Origin of the sequence: Pedobacter faecalis (assembly GCF_030182585.1) — a bacterium.
Taxonomy (GTDB): Bacteria; Bacteroidota; Bacteroidia; order Sphingobacteriales; family Sphingobacteriaceae; genus Pedobacter; species Pedobacter faecalis.
This window is the reverse complement of the sequence record NZ_JARXOW010000001.1, coordinates 2,926,410-2,951,522: the sequence shown is the minus strand read 5'-3', so window position 1 is coordinate 2,951,522 and position 25,113 is coordinate 2,926,410. Positions and strand designations below refer to the sequence as shown.

Genomic DNA, 25,113 nt, shown 5'->3' with positions numbered 1-25,113 from the left:
TCGGAATTTATGACTATTTTTACGAATTACGTGACATTATGAAAAAACTCCTTATCCTTGCTTGTCTCTTAACGCTGGCTTTTCAAAGTAATGCACAGACAAAGCCAGAAATCGCCATTATACCTGAACCTGTATCTGTTACTAAGCTGGAAGGTTACTTTATATTGCCTGAAAACGTTGTGATACAGTCGCCCGCGCTCCCTGAACTAAAACAGGTGACGGCGTTTTTACAGGAGCGTTTTTCTAAACCAACGGGCAGTTTCGTTTCCGTGGTACAGCACGCAGAGCGACCGGTTATTGTGCTGGAACTGAATAACCGGGCCAGCCCGGCGCTGGGCGATGAAGGTTACCAGCTTAATGTGACGCCTGAAAAGGTTACCATCAAAGCCAATAAAGCGGCTGGATTATTTTATGGCGCGCAAAGCCTGATACAGCTTTTCCCAGCGGAAATTGAAAGCATGGAAAAAGTGACGAATGTGGACTGGCAGGCACCCTGCGCAGATATAACGGATTATCCGAGGCTAGGCTGGCGTGGACTTATGTTTGATGTTTCCCGTCATTTCTTCACGAAGGAAGAGGTTAAACAGTATATAGACGCGATGGTTAGGTATAAATACAATATCCTTCATTTGCATCTGGCCGACGACGAAGGATGGCGTATTGAAATTAAAGGGCTTCCCAAACTTACTGAAGTAGGTGCCTGGCGGGTTAAACGCGTTGGTGAGTTTGGTTATTTTGCTCCACCTGCGGCAGACGAGCCGAGAGATTACGGAGGCTTTTATACACAGGATGACATCCGGGAGCTGGTGCAGTACGCACAGGAGCGTTTTGTGAATATTTTGCCTGAAATCGATGTGCCTGGGCATAGTCTGGCAGCTATTGCAGCCTATCCGGAACTTTCCTGCACTCCGGAAGCCGTCAACTACCGTGTGCGGTCGGGTGAACAGATTATGGACTGGTCGAGGGGCGCGCCACCGATAGCGTTGGTAGACAATACACTATGTCCGGCAAACGAACGCGTTTACAGCTTCCTTGACACGGTGGTCACGCAGATCGCAGCGTTGTTTCCCTTCCAGTATATACATATGGGTGGCGACGAAGCGCCGATAAATTTCTGGCAGAAGAATGAACAGATCAAAGCGCTTATGAAACGTGAGGGCTTGCGCAACATGCATGAAGTTCAGGGATATTTCACGAAACGTGTTCAGAAGATCGTAGAATCAAAAGGGAAAAAATTCATCGGATGGGATGAAATACTGGACGGGGGTATGCCTCCCAGTGTAGCGGTAATGAGTTGGCGCGGCATGAAATACGGTTTGGATGCAGCGAAGAAGAAACACGAAGTAGTGATGAGTCCGACTACCTATGCTTATCTGGACTACATGCAGGCCGACCCGATTACAGAGCCTCGTGTGTATGCTTCACTCCGCCTGAGCAAATCCTATGAATTCGATCCGGTTCCCCCGGGTGCTGATATACGCTATATTAAAGGTGGTCAGGGTAACTTGTGGACCGAACAGGTTTATAATATTCGCCAGGCCGAATACATGACCTGGCCACGTGGATTTGCTATAGCTGAGTCTGTTTGGTCGCAGCCAGAGAAAAAAAACTGGAAGAATTTTTTTGGCCGGGTTGAGCAGCACTTTAAACGCCTGGACGTAGCTGAAACGAAATATGCGCCCAGTGTTTACGATCCGATCTTCAACGTAAGCAGGTCGGCTGATAAGCAATTAATGATTGAACTAAGTACCGAAGTGGAAGATCTCAGTATTCATTACAGCTTTGACAACTCTTTCCCTGACTACTTTTATCCGAAGTACACCGAGAAACTAACGGTTCCGAAAGAAGCTTCCACGCTTAAAGTGATTACTTACCGTGGCAAACAGCGCGTTGGACGCATGATGGTTATGCCTGTTGAGGAACTAAATAAGCGAGCTGGGAAGAAATAAGTGAGGTATTTTTTTCATATTGGCTATAACGGACTCCGTTATAGCGGATGGCAAAAACAGCCATGCCTGCCAAACATACAGGGCGTGATTGAACAAGCGCTTAGTGATATCTTTAAAACCAGGATTGAGGTAGTTGGTTGCGGACGTACTGATGCTCACGTACATGCCACCCAGTTCTTTTTTCACGTTGACCTGCCGCAATCCTGGGACTTTGACCTGGTATTTCGCATAAATAAAATATTGCCGGTAGGCATTGCGGTGTTCGACATTATCCCTGTGGCAGAAAACCGCCATGCGAGGTTTGATGCGGTACTCCGGTCTTACGACTACTTCATGCACTTCTACAAAGACCCTTTCCTGAATGGTTTGAGTTCTTTCTACCTGTTGGACAACCTGAAGTTTGACGAGATGAAAAGAGCCGTAGGATTGCTACCTTTCTATAAAGACTACCGATGTTTCTGTACTGGCCCGGACAAATATGAGCATACAATCTGCAATGTGATGTCTGCAACGCTCGCTATAGATCCGAGAGGCGACAAATTACGCTTTCATATCTCGTCTAACCGCTTTCTTGCAAAGATGATCAGGATTATTATGGGTCAGTTACTTAAGATTGGCCGGGGCTCGCTCAGTGTTGACGAATTTCAAAGCTATCTTGTGACCAGGAGCATACCTAAGTTTCTGGATCCTGCACATCCTCAGGGCCTATATCTTTCGAAGGTGACTTACCCGTATCTCAACCTCCCTGCTCGTACCGACTTTTCGCTTATCTCTGCCTCTTCTGAGTGGCGTTAAGGACGATTTGCTTACAATCCTGCACATCAAAATTGAGTCCGTTGAGGACAATCTCTGCCCGTTTATAAAATGGCTCGCGCTCAACTAGCTTTTGCTGGATAAAGCTTATCAGTTCTTGCTGACTTAGATTCCTGATCAGGGGCCGTTTGTCTTTGCCACGCTCTAATCGTTTTGCGAGGGCCGACGGCGTCATCTCAATATAAATGGTCAGCCCGTTTGATATCATCCAATTCATGTTGTCGGCATAGCATGGTGTGCCGCCACCCGTCGCTACTATCGCATTTGGCGGGAAATCAAATGTTTTCAACAACATGCTTTCCAGTTCCCTGAAAGCATGTTCTCCGTGAGCATCGAAATACCCTGCGATAGATCCATTGGCAAGCTTTTCAATCTCTGCATCAAGATCAATAAATGCGTACTGCATCGCCGCGGCGAGCTTACGTCCGTTGGTGCTTTTGCCACACCCCATGAAGCCTGTCAGAAAAACAATCATTGTTTATACCAGTTTTACCCTTGGATCAGCAAAGGCATATAATATGTCGGATAAGATATTAATTACGATGAACACAAGAGAGATAAATAATATGGACCCCATGACCACCGGAAAGTCAGACATTTCAAGCGCGGTGACCGTCGTACGTCCTAGTCCATTGTATCCGAAGATGTATTCCACGAAAAACGAACCTGCGAGTAAGGATGCAAACCAGCCGGAAATTGCAGTGATCACCGGATTAATGGCATTGCGAAGTGCATGCTTCCAAATAATCGTTAGTCGACCGAGTCCCTTAGCCTTGGCTGTGCGTATATAATCCTGAGAAAGCACGTCGAGCATAGTACTTCTGGTAAGCTGTACAATAACTGCCAAAGGACGAAGGGCAAGTGTGATCATAGGAAGCCAGAGGTTGTGCAGCGTCATTATTTCCCCTTGGAAAGGATCGTAACTATATAGACTGCCCGACATGCTTAAACCGGTATACTCCCTTAGCACAAAACCAAAAAGCCAGGCAATGATAATACCGGCAAAAAAGGACGGAGAAGAAATACCTACGATGGCAAATCCGTTCGCTGATCTGTCTATCCAGGTGTCTTTATTAACTGCGGAAAGCACGCCCAAAAATACGCCTGTAACTGTAGCAAGTAACATTGCAGCTGAAGCCAGCACTATGGTATTGGGAACTGTTTCTGCAAGGATGGTGGTTACTTCACGTTTGGTTTGATAGGAGCGCCGAAGGTATGGAACTTTAATTACGAGTACCTTCCTGCCGACTTCCACGGATGCCAGGAGGGTATATTTCTGGATGTCGGCATGGCTGTTGTCGTGAACGCTAACTGGCGAAAGGTCGTTTATGTATAAAAGAAATTGGGTGCCGCGCGATTGGTCTAATCCGAATTCTTTACGCACTGCTTCCAGCGATTGGACATCGGCGCGCTGACCCATTGTCATCCGGGCCGGGTCGCCGGGCAAAATGTTAAAAAGTATAAAGACAATGATAACCACACCCGTCATCACGGCAAATCCATAGGAAATTTTATGGAGGGTATAACGTATCATCAGGACTATTTAGCAAAATACTCCCGTGAGAGCTCGTCGAACGATGGAACCGCACTATGATGCCATTTGTTTATAACTACACCGTTCTTAAGTAGCATCACTCCTGGATTTGCCCTAACCATGCTTTTCAGTGGTACCGCATCGGCATAAAACACCTCCATAAAGAGTTTCATTCGTTTGCTGTAAGCGTCTGCGGTCTGCGCGGCCGCTGAGGTTAGCATTACAGTACGAATATGAAACTGCTCTACTGCATTTAACGATAATGCGTTCAAGTTCCCCATGGCAGTTTCATTTGTTGCACTCAGATCGTATGCCACCACGACCAGGTTATAATAGGGGTTCTCGATCAATTCTTTTGTATAGTCTGTGCCCGAAGCATCAGTAATCATGAGGTCACGAATCTTCGGCTTGAAGCCCTCTTTAACTAACCGGCTTTCGGGATCGCCGACGATCTCCCAGTTTTCATCCTGCCATATCCCGGTTTTAAGGTAATCCTTGTCATTTATTACTTTCTCCTCACCGGTTGCTTTGTTTTTCATCTTGTAGGTAATCTCGTACTCGTCTGGTACGGCGCCCGCAGGAATTTTCATCAGTTCCGGTAGATTAGCACCGACCTTATAAGGGAGAAAGTCTATTACAGGCAGACGGTTATAGGTGTAAAGACTGAATCCGAGCGAAACGAGCAGAACAATAAGAAATGTTGCCTTCTGCGCAGAGGAATTGCTGGTGACAGGCCGAATAACATCAGCATAGCGGAACAGGTAAACGATAAGGACAAGCAACACAACATCTTTGGTAAAAGATTGCCAAGGCGTAAGAGGGATTGCGTCCCCGAAGCAGCCACAGGATGTCACTACTTTAAAGAAAGCGGAAACAAAGGTTAGAAATGTAAAAAAAATTATGACGAGCAATAGACCCAGGGTGACCTCCCTGCGCCAGAACCCAAGCAGCAGCAAAGCCCCTAGCACGACCTCGAACACACAAAGCATGATGGCAATTCCGGTTGCCCAGCCGCTAAGGAAAGGCATATGGAAAACCTCAAAATATTCTTGAAGTTTATATCCGAAGCCAAGCGGATCATTGGCCTTAATCAGGCCAGAGAATATAAATAGCGTTCCAACAAATATTCGTGAAAAATTAAGCGCGATTCTTTTCATGCTTTGATTTTATTTAAGTCCCAGCCTTATTAATGCAAATACTGCATAGTTGAGCATATCCTGATAGTTAGCGCTTACTCCCTCGGAAGCAAGCGTTTTACCTTGGTTGTCCTCAATCTGCTTGACCCGCAAGATTTTCATCAGGATCAAATCGGTGAGTGAACTGATGCGCATATCGCGCCAGGCCTCACCATAATCATGGTTCTTTGCGAACATTAAGGTTTTGGTTTCCCTTACTTTCTGGTCAAACAATTGTTCCACTAAGGCAGGTTCGAGTTCATACGGATCTTCCGGTCCCAGCTCAAGTTGCATCATTCCTATGATACAATAATTCACAATGCCAATGTATTCGTCTGTTACACCATCGCCAACCTTGGATACCCCTGTCTCTTCAAGCGTACGAATGCGCTGTGCTTTAATAAAAATCTGATCTGTGATTGACGCCGGCCGCAAAATGCGCCAGGCTGTCCCATAATCATAAGTCTTTTTTAAAAACAACGACCTGCAAACCGCTGTTACTGAATCATATTCCTGTGAAGTATTCGCCACGAAAACCAATTATAATATTAAATTTAAGCCAGTATATCGCTGTAACGCCTGTTACCAAGATATAGAACTATTTATATAAGTTTGTACAACGACAATGGCTAAAGATACATTTTTAAACGCAAAACGTACACTAAACATAAGAGGCAGGCTGGTGGATCTGAGTACCCCAGCGGTCATGGGAATTCTCAACCTGACACCAGATTCATTTTATGGTGAAAGCCGGGTAACTACCGTTGAACAAGCACTGCTCCGTACGGAAGCTTTTGTAAATGAAGGCGCAAGCTTCATTGACATCGGCGCCTACTCTTCCAGGCCTGGTGCTGTTGACGTGCATAGCGATGAGGAAGTAAGCCGGCTGACACCTGTTGTGGAAGCTATCGTTAAAAGATTTCCTGATGTTGTGATATCAGTGGATACGTTCCGTTCGAAGGTGGCCCGGGAAGCTGTGCAGGCCGGCGCACACCTGGTCAACGACATATCCGCCGGCGATCTTGATGAAGCTATGTTTGCTACGGTGGCAGACTTAAAGGTCCCATACATTATTATGCACATGCGTGGTAACCCCCAAACTATGCAAACGCTTACAGACTATAAAGATCTGAATCTTGAACTGATAGATTATTTTTCAGCACGCATTGCAAAACTGAAATCGCTCGGGGTGAACGATATCATGATTGATCCCGGGTTTGGATTTGCTAAGACTACAGACCAGAATTATGAACTTCTTAACCGCTTGGAAGACCTGCATATATTCGGCCTTCCGCTCCTTGTAGGCGTTTCACGAAAAGGCATGATATATAAACTGCTCGGAGGCTCGGCGGGAGAAGCGCTTAATGGCACAACCGTTGTAAACACTATCGCCCTATTGAAGGGAGCCACAATATTGCGGGTGCACGATGTAAAAGCCGCATCCGAATGTATCGCTATTGTTAAAAACATGAAGTAATAATTATTTTCACTAACTTGCATCGATGAACGGCTTTGACTTCGACTTTCTGAAGGTGACGGTAACTGATATCGTGGATATCATATTTGTAGCTCTGCTGATCTATTATTTATACAACCTGATCAAGAACACCATTGCCGTAAACCTGCTCTTGGGTATGTTTATCGTGGTGCTAATCTGGTTTGCCGTAAGGCAACTTGATATGAGGCTGCTTACTGCCATTATTGAGAAGTTTATGAGTGTAGGCATCATCGCGCTCATTGTGATTTTTCAGCCTGAAATTAGGAGATTCCTCCTTTTGATAGGAAAAAATACTTTTCTGCAACAAAATAAGGCTTGGTGGGGTTATCTGTTCGGAAGTAAGAACATTGAGCGCGACAACCTGATCCGAATTAAACCCATTATTGATGCGTGTAAGAGCATGAAAAAATCGAGGACTGGAGCACTGATGGTTTTTGTAAAATTTTATGATGATCAATTATTTGCCAATAGCTGCGAGGTAATCGATTCGAAGATATCAAAACGTTTACTGGAGAGCATATTTCAGAAGTACAGTCCGCTGCACGATGGTGCCGTTGTAATTGCCGAAAACAAGATCAAAAGCGCAAGTTGTATACTCCCGCTTACGGACAATGACAAATTACCTCCCCAGTTTGGGCTTAGGCACCGGGCAGGCATCGGAATTTCTGAAACAACGGATGCTGTTGCCGTTATTGTTTCTGAGGAGACCGGCGAAATTGCTTACGCTAAACAGGGCCGTGTACGCATGAATGTTTCCTTTGGTGAACTTGAGAAACTGCTCAATAAAGATTTTTAACATAATTACGCTAATCAAAACAGTGAAAAAGAACGAACACACGATCAGCCGCTATAGCCTTTCGGGGAAACTGCTCGAAACTTACCCAAGCGCAAAGGCGGCCGCACAGGCATTTAATGGCCTCCATCAGCACATCTCGGCGGCTGCGAGCGAATCAAAAAGAGCTTATACCGCTTATGGCTATTTATGGAGGCGCGGCAATGATGAGGAGATAGACCTGAAACCAATTCTCAAAGAAAAGTGGTTCGGCCCCTCACCACTATCCAGTCAACAACACACCGTGGGCCAGTACGACTTAGAAGGAAATCTGATCCGCACACACCTTAATTCCAAAGAGGCGGCCAAATCCGTGGGGGTCCATTACAATGGCATTCGTGATGTCATAAAGGGCCGCGGGCTTACCTATGGGGGATATGTGTGGAGCAAGGTCATTAAAAAGAAAATTAAGGTTAATCCTCAGATTGCGGCGAACAGTCGAGTGATATCTCAGTACGACCTTAACGGACGGTGGATCCGATCTTTTAAAAGCGGGCTGGAGGCTACCAAAGAAACGGGGATTGACAATGGTGCGATTTCCAATTCTATAAAGGGCGTTACGCTTTCTGCGGGAGGTTACCTCTGGCGCAAGGGCCAGCAATTACGCATCAATGTCAATGAGTTGCGCAGACATCCACATTTTGAAAGTTCAAGGCTACAGCGTCATATGCAAGCCAAAAAGTCGGCAATCACGCAAAGGACTAACAAGCGAATTGAAATGGCGGATACGGAACAGTGATAAAAAGAGAGGGGACAATCGGCTGGATCGTCCCCTCTCTTCTTTATTTTCCAAGCTTATCGTACAGCATTTTGATAAAAAACCCTCCGACAACACTCCTCGCAGTGAAGTTCTGCCGCCGCGCATCCTTGGTTTCGTGCCAATCACTGATCGGGACACGATCGGGTGTTTCAAGCGCGTATTTGTACACCGGCGCTACCAGCGCTTCAAAGTCCTGCCTGTTATCGGCCAGTGTGGCTGTCCATGTGATCCAGTCAGACTTGGTGTAAGTACGGCGGCTATCCAACGGCAATCCGTACTTCAATTGTTTACCTAAGTAAAAGCTGATCTCCTTCGTGTACACCTCTTTGGGGAAGAGGCCAAGACTCAATACCTTGTCCCAGACCAAATTGTACTTCTGGCTCCATGTGTTTTTATCATCGAAAGTCAACGCATAATGATCGCCTGCGTCTGCAAGCTGCATCCACTTCCCTGCCATCTCTTTGGCCATAGCTGTGTACTTCTGTCCAAGTGCCTTTTCGCCGAGCATTTCTGCCATCATACCGTACCCTCCAAGTGCGACAATAGCTTTTACAGATAAGTTTGCGTTTCGAGCCAGATGGCCCGCAAAATCGTCTGTCGACAATTGGTTCGCAGGATCAAGTCCTTTCTCGCTCAGGTATTCGGCCCAAGTGCTTAATGTTTTCCAATGCTTTCGTGCATATTCAGCGTTCCCTTCGGCTTTCGCGATGGCAGCGGTCAAAATTAACATGTTTCCTGATTCCTCTACAGGCATGTCTTCTCCGTAGGTCTGACCATTGGCCAGCGGATATGTCCCTAAATCATGTGCGGCGAAGGGCTTAGTCCATTTCCCGCTTTCACTATAATAAAAGATACCATTCAACATCCCTTTCAAAAGATCCGGGTTATACATCAAGAACAAGGGCGCCGACGGATAAGTCACATCCACGGTGCCGATTGATCCGTTGCTAAAGTTTTCCTTTGAAAGAAACAACAGTCCGTTTTCCGGCCCTTTAACCAGTTTATGTGCGGTGATGGCCTGGCGGTAGCCTATTTCACAAAGTTCTGCATATGCTTTGCCCCCGCTGTTCAGGGCATCAGCGTACATCTTCTTATCAAAGGCTGCACTATTACTCATCAAGGATTTATAATCTTTTGCAGCAATTGCCAGTTGGTTCTCGATTGTCTCCTTCCCGTCGCTATTCCACCAGGGGCGAAGGTTTTTCCCAAAATACTGCAATGAATAGACATCGTCGTAGCCAAGCATAATAAACTGTTCCTTAGCTGTAGCACCGACCTTCCCCATTGGGATTAAAGTGTTCAGCATCAGTTTTTCGCCAGTTAACGCATCGGGCGATGCAGCCGGCTTCGCCCGTAAGATATTCATGGCTTCTACAGCTGTACTTATGCTTTGAACACTTCTGTAAGCGGAGGGGACTGCGACATACATATAGCCCCAGTCTATCCGTACATCATCGCCAGCACGCTGAAGCATGGGCTGAGCAATTGTACCAGCGCTCAAAATATCGAGTTCAGCTTTCCGATATTTACGCGCGCGGACTTCCTGGGTTGGGCTATGCACGGCAACATTGGTTGACGCTCCAAAATATAGTTTCACCTGATGGTTCAAACCATCATTTGCCTTAACGCTTGCAGATATATAAGATACGGGCCGGGAAAGCAGATCCAAACGATCCATAAGCTGCGGCGATGTGAAGGTTAACTTAAGATCTATTTTACCGCAGACAAACTCATAAATCGTCTGCGTAGCATTCAGGTCAACGCTCTTAGGCGTGGCGTTAACAATTTTAAGTACGTCCTTTGCCGCTGGCTCTTCTACCAGACCGGCATCCAGGAAGGATGGCCCGCCGGTATTAACCGCATGGATAGCTATTATATTCTTTCCTTTTTTAAGCGTCTTCCTGATTGCATCGGCGATTGGTATGTATACAAACTTGCCTTCCAGTTCAGACTTACTGTAAATCTCCTTTCCGTTCAGATAAACTGTAGCTTTGTCGTCATGCCTGATCTGCAGAAACAGCTTATTCGATCCTACACTCGCAGCATCAAAGCTGCGTCTAATCCATATCTCGTCTTTCTTCCAGGGTGTTTTCGCCTGCGCACGCTCACTGCCTGCGGGGCTAAGGGCGGACTTCCACATATTATCGTCAAAGTCTACACTCATCCAGTTTTCGGCAGGCTTATCTTCCGTATATAGCTGCTGCATAGGGCGCTCGTCGGCAGACGGTAGTATGGCTTTATAAATTTTCTCTGGCTTGCCAAGAAAACTATAAAGTTTTCCGTCGACACTAAGTATCCCGGTTAGAGACTGTGTGGCGCCGGTCCAGTGCATAGTCGTACTGGCGTTAAGCGAATCGGAGGGTGACCAAATACTAAAATAGGGGTCGTGTGTAATGAGGGGGTAAGCCGGAGCCTTACGTTCCTGCGCAAATACGGTTCCGCAGAGCAACAGGGCCAGGAACAAAAATCTTTTCATATTGGGTTATTAATGCGTTCAATAACCCGCAAAATAAGAACTTTATCCGTGTTAAAGGCATTGACTCCGATTTATTCCCAATAAATCAGCGTTTCAAGGCGGCCCGGCTACTGACCAGGCCTGTAATTACGACGATAGATGTGATAATGAAAAAGAATGCCGCTATTACTGTACCTGATGGTTCAAATGCCGCGTCGAAAACATATACAGCCAGCGCCCAGCTTCCGCAAAGCGCTAGAAACATCCCTGCGCCGGTGGCTACGATACCGAGGAAAAGATATTCTACTGCCGTTATAGCAAGGATTTGTCTGCTGCTCGCTCCAAGCGTCCGAAGCAACAGGCTTTCCTTGGTACGCTGGGCTTTGCTTGTTAATACAGAAGATATCAGCACGATCCAACCAGTTGCCATGCTAAAACCTGCCATAAATCTTATCACAAAGCTGATCTTCGAAAGCAAATCATCAAGTACCTGCAGAATTAGCTTAAGATCGATAACGGAGACGTTCGGGAAAGCCCGAACAACAGCAGCCTGGTATGCTGCCGAGCGTTCGCTAGTGGGTACACGCGTCATCAGTACATGAAATTGAGGGGCATCTTCAAGTACCCCCTGTGGAAATACGACGCGAAAGTTAGTTTGCATCCTGGCCCAGTTTACCTCCCGAAGACTTCCCACGATCGTCCGCACGAGCACACCTTGTACATTAAATACGACTGTGTCACCAACATCGACCTGTATGCGTCTTGCATAGTTTTGTTCAAAAGAGACCCGCGGTATGCTGTCGGCAACACCGGCCCAAACGCCTTTAGTGATGCGTTCAGCTTCCGTTAGCTTCGACTGAAACGTCACGCGCAGTTCACTACTGAAGGCGCGCTCCGAAGGCTCTCGACCTCCAGGCTTTTTGTCAGGCAAACTATCTGAGACGGACAAATCGGCCGCGGTTTTTCCATTAATTTCATCGATTCTGAGGGTAACTATTGGTACCTGATTCATCAAGGGCAACCTATGGGTCCGGGTAAGTTGGGCCACAGGCTCTTTCTGTTCGCTCTGAATGTCAAACAATACCATGTTAGGCTGACTATCGCCAGCCGCGACTGTTACTCGCTTTATCAAAATAGCCTGAACCAAAAACAACAGACCAATAAATGCTGCAGATAATCCGATTGACACCGTTAACACCATAGTTTGATTCCCTGGGCGATATAGATTTGCAAATCCCTGCCGCCACAGATAGCTAAAACTTTGAGGCAATAACTTACGCAACAGCCACATTAACAGTTTGGATAACGTATACAAAAGCAAAAAGGCCAGGGATATTCCGAATGTAAAAATAACCGCCTCCAGCCAACCACCCATCTGCAGGTAGGTGAACCAGAAAATAAAGCCCAAAATAACAACGTAAACCAGCCAAACGAACGGATCTGCCCTGGGAGACTTGCGTTCATAAGACATCCGGATTGCGTTCAACGGGGATATATGACGCACCGCAAGTAGTGACGGCAAAGCAAAAAGTATAGAAACCATGGTACCTAAAAGCAGACCCTGCCAGATCGCCGGCCAGCTCAACTGCATATGTAGTTCCACCGGCAGAAAATCCTTCAAGACTGCCGGGAGTATAAACTGCAAAAGAGTACCAAGTAAACATCCGATTGCCGCACTGAGAACTCCTATAAAGCCAATTTGTATCAAAAATATCTGAAATGCCTCTGAAGACTTCACGCCCATACACCGTAAGGTAGCAATCGCACCCAGCTTCTCGCGGATGTAGACATGTACTGCACTTCCAACGCCGATACAACCTAACAAAAGGGCTACGAATCCGGACAAGGCCATGAAGCGGTTCACATCCTTGAAGGAACGCCCAGTCTCTGCTTTTCTTGAAGCTACCGTTTCAGCATCCAGGCCGTATTTATCCAGATCTGGCTTAAGCTCCTTAACGAGTTGTTCGGCTTCCTCCGGGTTGTCGAGTTTTATGTAGTATTTGTAGGTAATGCGACTTCCAATTTCAGTAAGCCCGGTGGCCTGTAAAAACCGAAGGGGTATATAAACTACAGGTGCTACTGTTGAAGACACGCCCGTCTGTCCCGGAACTTTCTCGAGGGCTCCCTTGATCACAAAGTTTAGTGCACCGACCTTTATGGAATCTCCAACAACAGCATTATACTGAAGCATCAGCGTTTTATCCACCAAAGCGCTTTTTGTTGAATCCTGAAAGTCTGCCGCCGCATGTGCGGGTATCGTTTCGATAGCCCCGTAATATGGGTACTTGCCTTCCAGGGCGCGAATCTGAACCAGGCGACTACCGCCATCTTTGATAAAATACACCATGGATGCAAAGCTGCGTTCGAAAGAACGATCTGAACCGAGCGTATCCATGAGTGCCTTTGTTCCCTTTCCCGGTGCTGCATTCCCATCCAGCACCAGATCGGCACCGGTAAGTTCCAGGGCTTGGCGCTCAATATCTTTGGTAAGGTTGTCCCTGAAGGAGTAGACTGCCACAAGCGCTGCGATACCAAGTACAATTGCAGCCACGAAAAGAAGGAGACGCGACCGGTTACGGCGACTGTCACGCCAGGCCATCGTCATTAGCCAGGCTATCCCAGCCGATTGCCGCTTTATGATTCTATCGGCCGGCATACACATCTGATTGGATGGTTCCGCTTTTCATCTTTATAATTCTGGAAGTCTTAGCCGCAAGTTCAAGGTCATGCGTCACGATAACCAATGTTGTTCCGGCCTCACGATTAAGGTCAAAAAGCATATCTTCTATCCTGGCCCCGGTCTCCCCGTCAAGATTACCCGTCGGCTCGTCGGCAAACAGTAAAGCGGGTTTGTTTGAAAAAGCCCTCGCAAGTGACACACGTTGCTGCTCGCCGCCCGACAATTGTACGGGGTAGTGATGGGAACGATCGGAGAGACCTACTTTGCCCAGCAATTCCATTGCACGTGTCCTGATATTCTTTTGTCGGCGCAATTCCATAGGCACCATTACGTTTTCTAAAGCAGTTAGCGTAGGCATAAGCTGAAAATTTTGAAAGATGAAACCAACGTATTGATTTCGTAATGTGGCGCGTTGGTCTTCGCTAAGACCATCAAGCAAAATGCCATTTAGGGTTACGCTTCCAGAGCTCGCCCTGTCCAGCCCCGCACACAGACCTAATAAGGTCGTTTTGCCACTACCAGAGGGGCCTGTAATAGCCACTGTAGTACCCCTTTCAATCTGAAATGATACATCACTTAAAACGGTGAGCGCTTTGCCTGCGCTTGTATATCTCTTACTTATATTGTTAACGTCTAGAATGAACTGGTCGGACATGAAAAAAGTTTTAAACTTAACCGGAAGCTTACTGTTTAAATATATGAGGTTAAACAAGTAAGCGGTAGTTTAGATTTATATTTTACAGATATGTTACGGAAACAAGTTTTCATAATAGCAGCAATAACTATGACATTAAGCAGTTGTGGCAATGAGCAAAAACAAAACGCCGAGGATGGACAATCCCAGGCACGGCCATCCGAAGCGGCCGTGATAGCCACCGAAGTGCCGTCGGGAGTACAGAATGTTCTCTTTTTCGGCACTAGTCTGACCGCTGGATATGGGCTGGAAGATCCAAAGCAGGCCTACCCGGCCCTGATACAGCGGAAAATCGATTCCGTTGATCTGAAATACAAAGTGATCAATGGTGGTTTGAGCGGAGAAACATCGGCCGCAGGCAAAAGCCGGATCGATTGGCTGCTTAAGCAACCGATAAGCGTCTTCGTGCTGGAACTTGGTGCGAACGACGGTCTGCGCGGCATCCCCGTCAGGGAAACGGCAGCAAATCTACAGGCTATAATAAATAAGGTGAAAGAAAAGTATCCGCAGGTTAAGCTGGTTATGCTGGGAATGCAAATGCCACCGAACATGGGCGAAAAATACACGTCCGAATTTAGAAAGATGTTCAATGATATCGCCGCAAAAAACAATATGACCTATGTCCCTTTCCTTCTTGAAGGCGTGGGAGGCGTTGCGCGCTTAAACCAACAGGATGGTATCCATCCTACCGCTGAAGGCCAAAAGATACTGGCGGAAAACGTATGGAAAGAACTTAAAAATGTGTTATGAATAAAATAATGGTTTTTAGTGCGGCGACTTTGCTCATGGTCGCTTGCAATACTGAAAAGGGCAAAGAACAACAGGGTGACAGTGCCGCTTCTGATACTGCGGGGACGTTGACTTCGAACTTGTCACTTCCTAAACCTGACACCACGGCTTCTAAAACTAAGTTCAGCAAAGTAATAGGCTGGCCATCCGACAAAACACCCGCGGCGCCTGCGGGCTTCAGGGTAAGCGCTTTTGCTACCGGTCTGAAAAGCCCGAGAAACATTTATGTTGCTTCAAACGGCGATGTATTCGTTGCTTTATCCAACTCAGAAAGGTCGGTAAAAGAAAAGGTAGCCAATGCAATAAGTGGTAAAGCAAAAGCAGAGGTTGCCGGAGAAAGTGCAAACACCATTGTTTTGCTGAGGGACACTAACCAGGACGGCATTCCGGAGTTGAAAACAAATTTCATTACAGGCTTAAATCAACCCTACGGGATGCTTATTATAGACAATTTTTTCTATGTGGCCAATACAGATGGCCTATATCGTTATCCGTATAAACAGGGCGATACGCATATCAATACTAAAGGAACGAAAGTTCTTGGGCTTCCTGCCGGTGGATATAACAATCACTGGACGCGTAATATTGTTGCCAATTCCAACAACAGTAAAATCTATATTTCCGTCGGTTCGGGCAGCAATGTAGGTGAAAACGGGATGGAGCACGAGAAGCGACGCGCGGTAATATTAGAGGTTAATCCGGACGGCACAGGCGAGGTAATTTATGCAGGCGGACTAAGAAATCCGGTAGGTATGGATTGGGCACCAGGAACATCAACACTATGGACCGCAGTGAATGAACGGGACGGCCTTGGCGATGACCTGGTACCGGATTACATCACAAGTGTAAAGAGAGGAGGGTTTTATGGTTGGCCCTACGCTTATTTTGGCAAACATGAAGATCCAAGATGGAAAGGCCGGCATCCTGAGATGGTGGCTAAGAGCCTGGTACCGGATCTTGCGGTTGGATCGCATACCGCGTCACTTGGCCTTCATTTTTATAAAGGAAACAAGTTTCCCTCCAGATATCGCGATGGCGCCTTTATAGGGCAGCATGGCTCTTGGAACCGATCGGAATTATCTGGATACAAAGTTACGTTCGTTCCATTCAAAAATGGCAGGCCGCTAGGCCCTATGGAGGATTTTTTAACAGGCTTTATTGCGGACGCTCAGGGGGGTGATGTTTATGGCCGTCCTGTGGGCATCGCCATGATGAAGGATGGTTCTTTGCTCGTTGCTGACGATGTGAGCAGCACTATTTGGCGGGTAGCATCACGCTAATCACTGACTTCTAGGTGCTGGAACCTAAAAAGTCCTCCTTTTTTCGAAAAGGAGGACTCAAAATTATCATAGCCTGTCTACTAGCAGTACTGTTCAAAAGCTCCGATAAGGCTATCGGCAATCATCTGCGCGGGACGGCCTTCAATCTGATGACGTTCAATCATATGGACTAGCTTTCCATCTTTAAACAACGCCATTGAGGGCGATGACGGCGGAAAGGGAACCATATAACCTCTGGCACGATCTACTGCATCTTTTTCCATTCCCGCAAATACAGTTACCAAACGATCGGGGTGTTTGGCATTCGCCGCAGCTACCTTGGCAGCGGGCCGTGCATTTGCGGCTGCGCAACCGCATACAGAGTTGACTACTACAAATACGGTACCGGGGGTAGTTATTGCCTGATCTACCTGCTCTGGTGTCTTCAATTCCTCAAAACCTACATTTGTAAGTTCTGCACGCATGGGTTCTACTAAATATTCAGGATACATATCTTCAGTTTTTATGGCAAAGATACTGCAAGGCAGGATAGCATCAAAACAGGCAACGGAGGTCACGCCAGTTTTGACCTTCTGATTACGGACAGGCAGAAGTTGTGGCGCACCATCAGTGTTGCCATTCCCCAGAATTTAGCCTAGAGTATGTAATACATTTTCGCTGTTTTATGCATCGTGCCCGACAATTTCTCATCCTGACGATAGCTTTCCTTAAGCATTTGCTTCAAGTCGCGCTCTATTGTCTGACATATGGTCGTTGTTGGCGTATCTGTTGGTTTGTTTTCAAACGGATCCTGCAGATGGATAGCCATTTTTTCGATAAGGAAGAAAGAAGAAGCAATGGCAATAACAAGCGGTAGCGTGGCAAATCCAAAAAATTCAATTAGACCAAAGGGCAAAAGCATTACAAAGAGTATGAGAGAGAAATGAATATACATACTATATGTTACAGGAAATACCGTATTCTTGATCCTTTCGCATCCCCCCATCTGATTAGAAAATGCTGTGAGTGTCTTATCGATATGTACCTGCTGATAACTGTTTATCCACCCCAGCTTTAATGCATGGCGTATATCGCTTCCCTGCAACTCCAGAAGGCCAACCGGAACGTTTGTATAACGCTTTAATGACTGTATGTCGTCGTTTGAGACTAAGCGCTCCAAGCCAGGTAGAGAATCCTGTCCTCGGAGATGACGGCTTAATGCGCAGCACCAAGCTACCTGCCGTTTTGCCAGCCGCTCACAGAAGGCTTTTTCGTCTTGTTGATCACCAACACCATCCACAAAAGTGAGTAATTGCCGCACAAGTGTCCGGCTGTCATTAACAATGCCACCCCAAATAGTACGTGCTTCCCACCATCGGTCGTATGCCTGATTGGATTTAAAGGCTAGTAGCAGCGATATGACGGTACCTAGAATTGTTGGAACGGCAATAGGAATTGATATGCGCGTCATGTGGAAGTTCTCATAAAAAAAGGTGATGAGCGCAACATAGATGGTCACGCCAATAACTTCTTTCTTGACCTTCCCTAAGATATATTGAATCGGGATATTCTTTTTTAATAGCATAAGTAGGCAATTTTATTGTGAGTGTTTAATGCTTAGGCTATTTGCTCTTCATAAACAGCTGATTTCTCCGGTAGGTCGGCCAAGCCCGATAGCGATGTATATTCATCGCTATCTATAAGCGCCTTATTCGAGCGCTCAACCTGCTTTGCTGTACGCAGCAAAGGAAGGCCGCAACGCGTAACAAGCTGCCCAGGTTCCACACTGAATTTATTCAATTTGCCACAAACCCATAAATCAGGATGTAGGACATTCGTAATGCCATTAGCCTCGATAAAATTTTTGAACACACTTATCGTACTGCCGTAAAAGAACTCAATGCGTAAATCAACCAGGTTAGGGACTTGCTTTCTTAGTTTTTCACAGGCAGTATAAAACTCATCACTTATGTACTCGTACTCCCGTGATCTTCGTGAGAGCAACAGCAGTTCGCTAATGGAATCAGATAACCGAAAAAGGTGCACAAACAAGACTGCTACTGTTTCGTCTTGCCTACCTGAACAAAGATCAGGAACATGTCGAAGAGAATCAGTGCTAAAATCGGTTGGAATTAGGATTGTTTTCATAGTCGGTAATTTTAAGTGTAACTTTAAATGCTTGTACACAATATTACCTCACTGCTATTAGGACAAACTAAGACAAAAATTAAAATTCCGTTAGAAAAAGGACCACAATACCTAGGAACACCAGGGATCTCATAGCTTCAAGGAATAAAACCGCAGAATTTCCCTAAATTTTTAATAAATATTAGAATTTCATTAGAAAACGTTCTCAGGCTTAGCAGAAGGATCGACAAACGGGCAGAATAATCTGCATTTCCGTGCCAACTTCCTCTTCCGAACGAATACCAATAGATCCGTTATGAAGACGTATAATATTCAGTGTTAGCGGAAGGCCGATTCCATGCCCTTGAAAGTGTCCGGTATTTGATGCCCGAAAAAAAGGTTCAAAAATGTACTGCTGCTCCTTAAGGGGTATGCCAATTCCTTTGTCGGTTACCGCAATAGCGATCCGCTCGTTTTCAGCAATGATCCTGATTTCAACAGGTTGATTATTGGAATATTTACAAGCGTTAATCACGATGTTGCTGACGGCTAGTTGTAGCAGGTTAACATTGCCCTCCGTGCAGAGCTTTTCTTCTTCTCCCGGCAATAGAGAAAAATCTATATGGATTACACTGTCAGGTACAATTTTCTTCACGGAGTCTGCAACAGTAAGCACGAGCTCGTCAATGCGAATTTTTTGCCAGTTTTGCTTTTTTCCGTCAAAACCCGTCTGCGCAAGACCGAGTAAGCTGGTGATAATGTGCCCGAGCTTTTCTGCATGAGCAAGTGCGCGATTCGCAGATACACGCGTATCATGATCAAGATTCTGCCTTGAAAGCATCAATTCCAGTTCCGCCGTGATTATAGCGATTGGCGTTTTCAGTTCATGTGATGCATTGCTGACAAAGTTATTTTGCGTAGCAAATGCCGTTTCGAGGCGGTTAAGCATATTATTAAACGTCAGCACAAGTTCAGACATCTCGTCTTTTCCATCCAGCTCATTAAGTCTGAGGTGCAGGTTATTTGCTGAAATATTCTTTACGTTCCTGATAACCGCGGTCAGCGGCCGCACCATATAGTGAGAAAAGATCTTACCTGCCACATATGTAAGCAGCACCGAAACACCAAAGAGAACGATCAATGCTCTGCGCAGAACTTCCAGCTCATGAAATCCTGACGGATCAGAAGCGGATACCACAACAATGTAACGGCTTGAATTCTTGTTAAACAATCGCCCATAGTAAAACATATTATCACGGCTAAACCGCGCTGTACCATTTTCAACTATATTTTTGTAAAAATAGGGAGGAAGACCTATAGAGTTTTTGAAGTCCGGATTTTCTAAAGAATCAATTTTGAAAACATAATTTTTCTCATCTTCCATCTTTTCAAGGTAACGTGCCCGCATCTCTGCATAATCCGCAGAGCGTTCATCAGGATGAATGCTTACTTCAGCTGTAAGTTTGGATCGGGTATCCAAACGTTTATAAAAATCCTCAAAATTGAAGTCTGAGACGAAATAAAAAATAGCATAATGGAATACCAGTAAGCCAGCCGTGCCGATACAAAAAAACAGAAGTGTGATCTTAGTTTGGATTTTCATTGGGCATTTCTAGCTTTACAATATACCCCATACCAAAAACCGTGTGAATGATTTTACCAACCGGACTGTTGTCAATCTTCTTGCGGAGGTAGTTGATATATACGTCTACCACGTTCGTACCCATGTTAAAATCAATGTCCCAGACATTCTCCAATATCTGAATTCTGGAAAGTACCTTGTTTTGATTCTTCAACAGGTATTCCAGCAGGCGATATTCCGTAGCGGTTAAACTGATTTGCTGACCGTCGCGCAATGCTGTCTTAGACACGGTATTGACCTCTATACCTCCAAGGGTAATGGTATCTGACGAAATATGATTATACCTGCTTCGACGAATCAATGTTCGCATCCTGGCTATTAGCTCCACCAGCTTGAAGGGCTTTACCATGTAGTCGTCAGCTCCGCTATCCAAACCTGTGACAATGTTTTCCGTGCTCCCAAGGGCGGTAAGCATAAGTATTGCAATACTGCTGTTTCTTTTCCTGATCTCCCGGCACAACTGAATTCCATTAATGCCCGGCAACATAATATCCAGAATCACCAGATCAAAATGATGCTTGAGAACCATCGCCAGCCCGGTGTCGCCGTCAGCAGCGACGCTCATTTCCACTCCCTCACCCTCAATTCCTCTCAATATTACCGACACCAGTTCCTGAGTATCTTCAATAAGTAGCACTTTGCTTCCAACCATACTACGCTGAAAATAGAATTTGTGGAGCTAAAACCGGTACATCGAAATACACTTTACTTTCACATGACGAAACGATGCTAGCCGGAAATATGTTAAACTGACTTGCCCATGCTTCGATTTCAAATCTTATTCTTTATTTTCGGCTGCTGTTAATGCTTAGTAACACAAACGACTAATAACAAAAATGAACTATTCGAAGATTAATAACATAGCGGGCTGGCTCTGCTTCGCAATTGCCACTTTAACCTATATATTAACACTGGAGCCCTCTGTAAGCTTTTGGGATTGCGGTGAATTTATTGCTTCAGCATTAAAGATGCAGGTGGTGCACCAGCCAGGCGCGCCACTATTCCTGATGATACAGCGCTTTTTCTCGCTGCTTGCTATGGGCGATGTGACAAAGGTCGCTTATTTTATGAACCTTGGTTCGGCCGTAGCCAGCGGCGCGACCATACTTTTCCTGTTTTGGACCATCACCGCGCTTGCAAAGAAAGTGTTGATAAAGCCAGGCGAGGAAATCAGCAAGTCAAACCTGATCGGCATAATAGGCTCAGGGGTCGTCGGTGCCTTGGCATACACCTATTCTGACAGTTTCTGGTTTTCTGCAGTCGAATCTGAGGTCTACGCACTTTCTTCCTTATTCACAGCAATTGTGTTCTGGGCCATCCTGAAATGGGAGGCCGTGGCTCATGAACCAAGGGCCGACCGATGGTTACTCTTTATCGCATATATCATGGGCCTCTCCATCGGTATTCACCTGTTAAACTTACTGACCATACCTGCACTTGCTTTCGTATATTACTTCAAGAAAACTGAAAAGGCAACTACCTCCGGGATTGTTAAGACCGCTTTCGTGGGAGTGCTTATTCTTGCTGTGATTCAATACGGGATTATCCAGTATCTGGTTTCCTTTGGAGCTTATTTTGACCTTTTCTTCGTGAACACACTCGGTATGGGTTTTGGTAGTGGGGTTATATTCTTTGCTGTTCTTCTGATTAGCGGCCTCGTTTGGGGAATCCGTTATTCAATAAAGCATCAGAAAAAAGTTCTTAATCTCGCTCTGCTATCGGTGGTGCTCATCATATTTGGATATGGGTCATTCGCAATGATCATTATACGGGCCAAGGCCGACCCGAACCTGAATAACAGTGACCCTGACAATGCTTTCTCCTTTCTTGGTTACCTGAACAGGGAGCAGTATGGCGACCGCCCGTTACTTTTTGGCCCAAACTACAACTCTCAGCCTGTCGAATACAAAGAAGGAAAGAAACTTTATCGTAAAGGCGAGGACCAGTATGTACAAACTGGCAGAAAAATGGACTATGTATACGATAGAACCACTCCTTTCCCTCGGATGTACAGCGATGACCCTAATCACGTCGGGTATTACAAAGACATGCTCGGACTGGATGACACGAAGTTCCCCACGTTGATCGACAACATAAAGTTTTTCTTCAGTTATCAGTTGGGGCATATGTATATGCGTTATTTTATGTGGAACTTTGTTGGGCGCCAAAATGACGACCAGGGACAAGGTAGCGTATATGAAGGCCAATGGTTAAGCGGTATAAAACCTATAGACGCCATGTTGCTTGGCAGCCAGAAAAATCTTCCGCCATCTATTGCGGAAAGCAATGCATATAACCGTTTCTTTTTCCTTCCCCTCATCGTCGGCCTCATCGGTGCTGTGTGGCACTTCAAACGGAAACAAACAGATGCAGGCATTGTAGCATTATTATTCTTCTTTACGGGAATAGCCATTGTATTATATCTTAACCAAAAACCACTCGAACCACGAGAGCGTGATTATGCATACGCCGGATCATTTTACGCTTTTGCAATATGGATAGGTCTTGGTGTGTTAGGCATCAAGGAATGGTTTAGCAAAAAACTAAATCCGGCAAGCGCCGGCATCGCGGCAACTGTACTCGCTTTATTTGCTGCGCCGGTAGTTATGGCTGCTCAAGGCTGGGACGACCATGACAGGTCGACCAAAATGGTAGCGCACGACATCGCTGTGGATTACCTCGAATCGTGTGCCCCGAACGCGATTTTGTTTACTTATGGAGATAATGACACATATCCGCTTTGGTATGCGCAAGAAGTAGAAAACATCAGACCTGACATCCGTCTGGTGAATCTGAGCTTGTTTGACACGGATTGGTATATTAACGGAATGCAAAGGCGACAAAACGAGTCGGATCCATTGCCATTGTCAATGAAAGAACCGCAATACGTGCAGGGCGTAAGAGATGTAATGTACTATCAGGACTATAAGATCGCCGGCGCCGTTGAACTAAAAAACGTAGTAGACCTGCTGCTTTCGGACGATGATGATGACAAAATGCCTTTACAGGACGGCAAAAAGGTCAACTTCTTACCAACAAAGAACCTTAAGATTACCATAAATAAAAATGATGTCATCAAAAACGGGGTAGTAAACGCCGCCGACTCAGCAAATATCGTCTCGGAAATGAGCTGGACATTCAATAAGAACTATGTAACAAAAGGCACCTTGGCTCTACTTGACGTACTAGCGCACAACGACTGGAAGCGTCCCGTTTATTTCGCGAGCACAGTACCTTCTGAGCAATACCTGGGGCTCGATAATTACCTTTATAATGAAGGGCTGGCTCTGCGCTTGAGGCCTTTGAAAGTCGATACAGCTTCAGATTCGAGGACCGAGCTTGTGAACACGCCGGCACTTTACAATAACGTAATGAACAAATTCGTCTGGGGCAACGTGAAAAATGCAAAGTATCTCGACCCCCAGTCGGCCGACGACATCTCAATCTTCACCAATATTTTTAACAACACAATCTCGGGCTTATTAAAACAAGGCCGGACGGAGGACGCAAAAAAAGTAGCAGCGAAATATTTTGAAGTGATGCCAGAAAAGTTTTACGGCCTGCGTTCAACTATGGGTGCATATTTTATGGCAGAGCATCTTTATACGCTCGGCGAAACCAAACGCGCCAATGATATTATGGAACGCGCTTCCCGATACATTCAGAAAGAGTTAACCTATCTTGCCGATGTATGCCAGAGTAAGAATAAGCTGATAGGCACTCAGAACATTCAGTTAGGAATGTCTTTCTTAAACCAGATGTCAGAAACCGCAGCGTCAAACAATCAGCCCCAGCTAGCGAAATCTATAAACGATATATTTGCTGGATTGGAAGGCCGCTTATCTGTATACTTCGGACGACAGTAACAAAACCAACGAAACATAAAAGGGGCGGTGTTCATATTGACCACCGCCCCTTTTTATTCTACGATACCTTTTATTCTACAACCACTCCCATTGCGCAGAATTTATCAATCCTGGCCGCAATCATTTGATCTTTGTCCATTTCTTTAAGCTCCTTTAAATCGCTTATTATCTGTGCCTTCATCGTTTCCGCCATTTGCTCCGGGTTTTGATGCGCACCGCCCAGCGGCTCTCTGATAATCCCATCAATCAATCCGTTGCTATACATATCGTCAGAGGTTAACTTAAGACACTCTGCGGCTTTTTCTTTGTAGTCCCAACTTCTCCATAGGATGGATGAACATGACTCTGGTGAGATCACCGAATACCAGGTATGTTCGAGCATATACACCTTATCACCAATACCAATGCCTAGAGCTCCTCCCGACGCGCCCTCACCTACTACAAAGCAGATTACCGGTACTTTTAAAACCGACATCTCTAAAAGATTACGGGCAATGGCTTCCCCTTGTCCACGCTCTTCAGCTTCCAAGCCTGGGTAGGCGCCCATAGTATCGATAAACGAGATAACCGGCTTATTAAACTTCTCAGCCAGCCGCATTAAACGCAAGGCTTTACGATATCCTTCCGGATTGGCCATACCGAAGTTTCTGTATTGGCGCTCCTTGGTGTTTTTTCCTTTTTGGTGGCCGATGATCATGACGGTCTGTCCGTCAATCGTGGCAAAACCCCCAACAATTGCCTTGTCATCTTTTACCGTTCTGTCGCCATGAAGTTCAATGAAATCCTGACAAATGAGGTTAATGTAATCAAGCGTCTGTGGTCTTTCAGGATGTCGTGACATCTGAACTTTTTGCCAGCCGGTGAGGTTGGTATACAAACCCTTTCTGGTCTCCTCAGCCTTAGCTTCGAGCTCAGAAAGGGTCGCTGACATATCTACCTTTGTCTTTTCTGCAACTTGTTTGATTTTATCAATCTGCTGGACCAGTTCGGCCAAAGGTTTTTCAAAATCGAATGATGTTTTTATCTGTTCCATAAGCGGG

General features: G+C 45.8%; 21 protein-coding genes. 8 read left to right on the top strand and 13 right to left on the bottom strand.

The features are described from left to right. The first annotated feature begins 38 nt into the window (after positions 1–38). Both QEP07_RS13435 and QEP07_RS13430 read left to right on the top strand, forming a co-directional pair. Positions 39–1,949, top strand: a complete 1,911-nt coding sequence (locus tag QEP07_RS13435) for a beta-N-acetylhexosaminidase (RefSeq protein WP_285010674.1) — start codon at positions 39–41, stop codon at positions 1,947–1,949. Further along, a complete protein-coding gene (locus QEP07_RS13430; RefSeq protein ID WP_285010673.1) occupies positions 1,950–2,744 on the top strand; it encodes a tRNA pseudouridine synthase A in 795 nt (264 codons plus the stop codon). On the opposite strand, the gene QEP07_RS13425 is transcribed toward QEP07_RS13430, so the two are convergent. Genes QEP07_RS13425 through QEP07_RS13410 form a run of 4 tightly spaced genes read right to left on the bottom strand, consistent with a single transcriptional unit; the run spans position 2,716 to position 6,002 of the window. After that, positions 2,716–3,237, bottom strand: a complete 522-nt coding sequence (locus QEP07_RS13425; RefSeq protein WP_285010672.1) for a shikimate kinase — start codon at positions 3,235–3,237, stop codon at positions 2,716–2,718. The two genes, QEP07_RS13430 and QEP07_RS13425, sit on opposite strands and share 29 nt — an antisense overlap. Before the next feature lie 3 nt (positions 3,238–3,240). After that, positions 3,241–4,296, bottom strand: a complete 1,056-nt coding sequence (locus tag QEP07_RS13420; protein WP_285010671.1) for an ABC transporter permease — start codon at positions 4,294–4,296, stop codon at positions 3,241–3,243. A gap of 5 nt (positions 4,297–4,301) precedes the next feature. Continuing rightward, entirely contained in the window at positions 4,302–5,453 is a 1,152-nt protein-coding gene (locus QEP07_RS13415) for a BT_3928 family protein (RefSeq protein WP_285010670.1), read from the bottom strand. Between the two features lie 9 nt (positions 5,454–5,462). Continuing rightward, on the bottom strand, positions 5,463–6,002 hold the full coding sequence (locus QEP07_RS13410; protein ID WP_285010669.1) for a DUF1599 domain-containing protein: 540 nt from the start codon (positions 6,000–6,002) through the stop codon (positions 5,463–5,465). A gap of 94 nt (positions 6,003–6,096) precedes the next feature. Here QEP07_RS13410 and folP point away from each other — a divergent pair, with 94 nt between their 5' ends. Genes folP through QEP07_RS13395 form a run of 3 tightly spaced genes read left to right on the top strand, consistent with a single transcriptional unit; the run spans position 6,097 to position 8,540 of the window. Then, positions 6,097–6,948 (top strand): dihydropteroate synthase, encoded by an 852-nt coding sequence (folP, locus tag QEP07_RS13405; protein WP_285010668.1) that lies wholly within the window; start codon positions 6,097–6,099, stop codon positions 6,946–6,948. A gap of 25 nt (positions 6,949–6,973) precedes the next feature. Beyond that, complete coding sequence (gene cdaA, locus QEP07_RS13400; protein ID WP_256001859.1) at positions 6,974–7,765, top strand: diadenylate cyclase CdaA; 792 nt, start codon at positions 6,974–6,976, stop codon at positions 7,763–7,765. Between the two features lie 22 nt (positions 7,766–7,787). After that, positions 7,788–8,540 (top strand): NUMOD1 domain-containing DNA-binding protein, encoded by a 753-nt coding sequence (locus QEP07_RS13395; RefSeq protein WP_285010667.1) that lies wholly within the window; start codon positions 7,788–7,790, stop codon positions 8,538–8,540. A gap of 43 nt (positions 8,541–8,583) precedes the next feature. On the opposite strand, the gene QEP07_RS13390 is transcribed toward QEP07_RS13395, so the two are convergent. From QEP07_RS13390 to QEP07_RS13380, 3 genes are all read right to left on the bottom strand, one after another. Beyond that, positions 8,584–11,037, bottom strand: a complete 2,454-nt coding sequence (locus QEP07_RS13390) for a glutaminase family protein (protein WP_285010666.1) — start codon at positions 11,035–11,037, stop codon at positions 8,584–8,586. 85 nt (positions 11,038–11,122) lie between these two features. Further along, positions 11,123–13,672 carry an ABC transporter permease gene (locus tag QEP07_RS13385; RefSeq protein ID WP_285010665.1) on the bottom strand — a complete coding sequence of 850 codons (2,550 nt, stop codon included), beginning with the start codon at positions 13,670–13,672 and terminating at the stop codon, positions 11,123–11,125. After that, the gene (locus QEP07_RS13380) at positions 13,659–14,351 is read right to left on the bottom strand and encodes an ABC transporter ATP-binding protein (protein ID WP_256001863.1); all 693 of its coding nucleotides are present in this window, start codon (positions 14,349–14,351) and stop codon (positions 13,659–13,661) included. The genes QEP07_RS13385 and QEP07_RS13380 overlap by 14 nt, the downstream gene beginning before the upstream one ends. Before the next feature lie 129 nt (positions 14,352–14,480). On the opposite strand from QEP07_RS13380, the gene QEP07_RS13375 reads away from it, so the two are divergent. Together QEP07_RS13375 and QEP07_RS13370 are read left to right on the top strand one after the other, a co-directional pair. Further along, positions 14,481–15,140: an arylesterase gene (locus tag QEP07_RS13375; RefSeq protein WP_285010664.1), complete on the top strand. Its 660-nt coding sequence runs from the start codon at positions 14,481–14,483 to the stop codon at positions 15,138–15,140. Then, the gene (locus QEP07_RS13370; protein ID WP_285010663.1) at positions 15,137–16,459 is read left to right on the top strand and encodes a PQQ-dependent sugar dehydrogenase; all 1,323 of its coding nucleotides are present in this window, start codon (positions 15,137–15,139) and stop codon (positions 16,457–16,459) included. The genes QEP07_RS13375 and QEP07_RS13370 overlap by 4 nt, the downstream gene beginning before the upstream one ends. A gap of 80 nt (positions 16,460–16,539) precedes the next feature. Here the strand turns inward: QEP07_RS13370 and QEP07_RS13365 are convergent, their stop codons facing one another. The 5 genes from QEP07_RS13365 to QEP07_RS13345 all read right to left on the bottom strand — a co-directional run bounded on the left by QEP07_RS13365 (position 16,540) and on the right by QEP07_RS13345 (position 20,859). Next, positions 16,540–16,950, bottom strand: a complete 411-nt coding sequence (locus tag QEP07_RS13365) for a BrxA/BrxB family bacilliredoxin (RefSeq protein WP_285010662.1) — start codon at positions 16,948–16,950, stop codon at positions 16,540–16,542. A 143-nt stretch (positions 16,951–17,093) separates the two neighbouring features. After that, complete coding sequence (locus tag QEP07_RS13360) at positions 17,094–18,023, bottom strand: bestrophin family protein (RefSeq protein WP_285010661.1); 930 nt, start codon at positions 18,021–18,023, stop codon at positions 17,094–17,096. 32 nt (positions 18,024–18,055) lie between these two features. Beyond that, positions 18,056–18,586: a hypothetical protein gene (locus QEP07_RS13355; RefSeq protein WP_285010660.1), complete on the bottom strand. Its 531-nt coding sequence runs from the start codon at positions 18,584–18,586 to the stop codon at positions 18,056–18,058. Positions 18,587–18,797: 211 nt separating this feature from the next. Then, the gene (locus QEP07_RS13350) at positions 18,798–20,168 is read right to left on the bottom strand and encodes a HAMP domain-containing sensor histidine kinase (protein WP_285010659.1); all 1,371 of its coding nucleotides are present in this window, start codon (positions 20,166–20,168) and stop codon (positions 18,798–18,800) included. Further along, positions 20,152–20,859: a response regulator transcription factor gene (locus QEP07_RS13345; protein WP_256001870.1), complete on the bottom strand. Its 708-nt coding sequence runs from the start codon at positions 20,857–20,859 to the stop codon at positions 20,152–20,154. Before QEP07_RS13345 ends, QEP07_RS13350 begins: the two co-directional genes overlap by 17 nt. A gap of 184 nt (positions 20,860–21,043) precedes the next feature. Between QEP07_RS13345 and QEP07_RS13340 the strand changes: the two genes are divergently transcribed. Further along, positions 21,044–24,073 carry a glycosyltransferase family 117 protein gene (locus QEP07_RS13340; RefSeq protein ID WP_285010658.1) on the top strand — a complete coding sequence of 1,010 codons (3,030 nt, stop codon included), beginning with the start codon at positions 21,044–21,046 and terminating at the stop codon, positions 24,071–24,073. Between the two features lie 70 nt (positions 24,074–24,143). Here the strand turns inward: QEP07_RS13340 and QEP07_RS13335 are convergent, their stop codons facing one another. After that, positions 24,144–25,106 (bottom strand): acetyl-CoA carboxylase carboxyltransferase subunit alpha, encoded by a 963-nt coding sequence (locus QEP07_RS13335; RefSeq protein ID WP_256001872.1) that lies wholly within the window; start codon positions 25,104–25,106, stop codon positions 24,144–24,146. Positions 25,107–25,113 lie beyond the last annotated feature (7 nt).

Bases quoted from the DNA above. Each gene is read 5' to 3' on its own strand.
- QEP07_RS13435 (WP_285010674.1), top strand. From the start codon at position 39: ATGAAAAAACTCCTTATCCTTGCTTGTCTCTTAACGCTGGCTTTTCAA.
- QEP07_RS13425 (WP_285010672.1), bottom strand. From the start codon at position 3,237: ATGATTGTTTTTCTGACAGGCTTCATGGGGTGTGGCAAAAGCACCAAC.
- QEP07_RS13420 (WP_285010671.1), bottom strand. From the start codon at position 4,296: ATGATACGTTATACCCTCCATAAAATTTCCTATGGATTTGCCGTGATG.
- QEP07_RS13415 (WP_285010670.1), bottom strand. From the start codon at position 5,453: ATGAAAAGAATCGCGCTTAATTTTTCACGAATATTTGTTGGAACGCTA.
- folP (WP_285010668.1), top strand. From the start codon at position 6,097: ATGGCTAAAGATACATTTTTAAACGCAAAACGTACACTAAACATAAGA.
- cdaA (WP_256001859.1), top strand. From the start codon at position 6,974: ATGAACGGCTTTGACTTCGACTTTCTGAAGGTGACGGTAACTGATATC.
- QEP07_RS13390 (WP_285010666.1), bottom strand. From the start codon at position 11,037: ATGAAAAGATTTTTGTTCCTGGCCCTGTTGCTCTGCGGAACCGTATTT.
- QEP07_RS13385 (WP_285010665.1), bottom strand. From the start codon at position 13,672: ATGCCGGCCGATAGAATCATAAAGCGGCAATCGGCTGGGATAGCCTGG.
- QEP07_RS13380 (WP_256001863.1), bottom strand. From the start codon at position 14,351: ATGTCCGACCAGTTCATTCTAGACGTTAACAATATAAGTAAGAGATAT.
- QEP07_RS13375 (WP_285010664.1), top strand. From the start codon at position 14,481: ATGACATTAAGCAGTTGTGGCAATGAGCAAAAACAAAACGCCGAGGAT.
- QEP07_RS13370 (WP_285010663.1), top strand. From the start codon at position 15,137: ATGAATAAAATAATGGTTTTTAGTGCGGCGACTTTGCTCATGGTCGCT.
- QEP07_RS13365 (WP_285010662.1), bottom strand. From the start codon at position 16,950: ATGTATCCTGAATATTTAGTAGAACCCATGCGTGCAGAACTTACAAAT.
- QEP07_RS13360 (WP_285010661.1), bottom strand. From the start codon at position 18,023: ATGCTATTAAAAAAGAATATCCCGATTCAATATATCTTAGGGAAGGTC.
- QEP07_RS13355 (WP_285010660.1), bottom strand. From the start codon at position 18,586: ATGAAAACAATCCTAATTCCAACCGATTTTAGCACTGATTCTCTTCGA.
- QEP07_RS13350 (WP_285010659.1), bottom strand. From the start codon at position 20,168: ATGAAAATCCAAACTAAGATCACACTTCTGTTTTTTTGTATCGGCACG.
- QEP07_RS13345 (WP_256001870.1), bottom strand. From the start codon at position 20,859: ATGGTTGGAAGCAAAGTGCTACTTATTGAAGATACTCAGGAACTGGTG.
- QEP07_RS13340 (WP_285010658.1), top strand. From the start codon at position 21,044: ATGAACTATTCGAAGATTAATAACATAGCGGGCTGGCTCTGCTTCGCA.
- QEP07_RS13335 (WP_256001872.1), bottom strand. From the start codon at position 25,106: ATGGAACAGATAAAAACATCATTCGATTTTGAAAAACCTTTGGCCGAA.